The organism is Streptomyces diastatochromogenes (genome assembly GCF_002242805.1).
GTDB lineage: Bacteria > Actinomycetota > Actinomycetes > Streptomycetales > Streptomycetaceae > Streptomyces > Streptomyces diastatochromogenes.
Genome location: NZ_MCGQ01000149.1, coordinates 1 through 2,164, shown reverse-complemented (window position 1 = coordinate 2,164; position 2,164 = coordinate 1). Strand labels below are relative to the sequence as shown.

The 2,164-nt window shown below is 71.0% G+C and carries 3 protein-coding genes; 1 reads left to right on the top strand and 2 read right to left on the bottom strand.

What is annotated here, in order from left to right; translation table 11 throughout:
* The coding region (locus BEK98_RS47190) for an MBL fold metallo-hydrolase (protein ID WP_143684291.1) at positions 1-479 on the bottom strand (479 nt) is incomplete at its 3' end.
* Positions 480-546: 67 nt separating this feature from the next.
* On the bottom strand, positions 547-1,218 hold the full coding sequence (locus BEK98_RS47185; RefSeq protein ID WP_167444464.1) for a DsbA family protein: 672 nt from the start codon (positions 1,216-1,218) through the stop codon (positions 547-549).
* A 121-nt stretch (positions 1,219-1,339) separates the two neighbouring features.
* Between BEK98_RS47185 and BEK98_RS47180 the strand changes: the two genes are divergently transcribed.
* The coding region (locus tag BEK98_RS47180; protein WP_425276674.1) for a helix-turn-helix domain-containing protein at positions 1,340-2,164 on the top strand (825 nt) is incomplete at its 3' end.

Below are 2,164 nucleotides of genomic sequence, written 5' to 3'. Positions count from 1 at the left end.
CCGACAACCGCGCGGTCCTCGGGCTGCCACAGGTACTCGGTGCGCCAGACCAGGTCCGGGTGCCCGCCGCGGAGCTCAAAGTCGTGCCCCTCGATGCTGACGCGGTCCCCCTCCAGCGCCTCCGGGATGATCACCTCGGTCGGGAGGTTCTTGCCCAGGTGCGCCCAGGTGTTCAGCTTGCCTTCCCAGCTGGCCTTGATCCGTTCCACGGTGGTGGCGGTGGCGACGATCCGGACGTCCGGGAACGCCTGACGGATCACTTGAAGGCCGAAGTAGTAGTCCGGGTCGGGGGTGGTGACCACCACGGTGGTCAGCTCCTTGCCGCTGTCGATGATGTCGGCCAGGACCCGGTGCTGCTCGGCGAGCGTGAACTGGCCGTCGACCAGCAGTGCTTCGCGCTCTCCGGTGATCAGGACGGACGACTTGTGCAGGCCGGTGTCACCGGCGGTGTGAACGGTGTACGTCAGGGTGGTGGACATGGGTTGTGCCTTTCAAGTGAGGTTTTTCAAAGGGGGGTTTGCCTCGGGGGCGGGGAGCGTAGAGGGCTCAGGCGGTGGTGGCGGCCAGGTGCTGGTCCAGCGCGCGGGTGAGGGCGTCGGCCGAGGCGACGGGGCCGCCCATGCGGTCGGTGCCGTGTGCGGTGTGCAGCAGGAGAGTCGGGTAGCTGTCGACGCCCAGGCGGCGCACCTGGTGAAAGTCGGCCTCCGCCTCGGCGCGAGCGGCGGGGGAGGCGTAGGCCGCGGCCACCGCGTCCGGATCCAGACCCAGCTCGGCCGCGATGTTCCGGTAGACCCGCACGTCGGAGAGGCTGCGGCCGTCGAGGTACCAGGCGCGCTGCATGGCCGCGCCGGCTTCGAGGGCGTTCGCGCCCGGCTGGCTGCGCAGCGCGACCAGACCAGCGCCGGCGTCGGCGGAGTCCATCACGACGGTGCCCTCGGCCAGCACCCGGCGGTAGCCGGCGCCGAAGGTGACGCCGGTCAGCTGGGCGATGCGCTCGTTGGCGCCGGGGACGTGGGGGTAGGCCGCCAACGGCAGGCCGCGCGACCCGGTGAACAGGCCGCCGGACAGCACCCGCAGCTCGATCTTGTCCGCGTTGGCGACGGCGAAGTCGTGCAGGGCCGGGCCGAAGCCGTAGCACCAGCCACAGTAGGCGTCGAAGGCGTAGGTCAGCCTCGCGCGGCCGATGGCGTGCTCCTGGTTCGCGGGTTCGGTCTTCATGAGGTACGTCGTCCTCTCCTTGGATCTGGTCTGCCTGTCAGCGGCCGCCGCGATGGTGCGCCGCGGTCACCCCAGAAACGTAGGAGCGGAATCCGGCGCGACCCGGATACGCTGGCGACTCATGATGGTCAGAACTGGACACCGAGCAGAAAAACGCATCCCTGATGTCGGTTTCGCTGCTCCCGTGGGGACACCGGCCGGGGTGGAGGTGCTCTCCCTGGCGGTCCTGCGCGAGCGGGCACCGGTCCGTCTCGGCAAGGGGCGGATCACGCTTCCCCAGCGCCCGGACTTCCACCACCTGATCACGCTGTCCGAAGGCCGGCTGCGGCACACGGTCGACTTCACCGGCTACACCCTCGAACCGGGGGCCTGGCTGTGGGTGCGTCCCGGCCAGGTGCAGCAGTGGGGCGACCTCGAGAAAGCCGAGGGCACTCTGATTCTCTTCGAGCGCGACTTCCTCGACCCGGCCACAGTGGCCGCGGCCGGCCTGGACGAACGCCACGCGCCGCCGCTCCTCACGCCCGTCGGCGAGGACCGTTCAGCCCTGGAGATCGCGTCCGCGCACCTGGAGCACGAGTTCCACGCCCTGGGCCGCGTCCCGCTGGAGGCGCACGTGCTCATCCTGCGCCAACTGCTCGGCGCGCTGGTCCTGCGCGCCGCCCACATCCAGGCCCCGGGCAGCCCGGCCACCGACCCGGGCGAGCCGTATGTGCGGTTCCGTGCCGCGGTGGACCGCGACTTCGCCAGCGTCCGTCGCGTCGAGGACTACGCCCACACCCTCGGCTACTCGGCGCGCACGCTCTCCCGCGCCACGCTCGCGGCCGACGGAGTCACCGCCAAGGAGTTCATCGACCGCCGCGTCCTACTGGAGGCCAAGCGGCTGCTCGCCCACAGCGACCAGTCCGCCGCCCGGATCGCCGCCCAGCTCGGCTTCTCCAGCGCCACC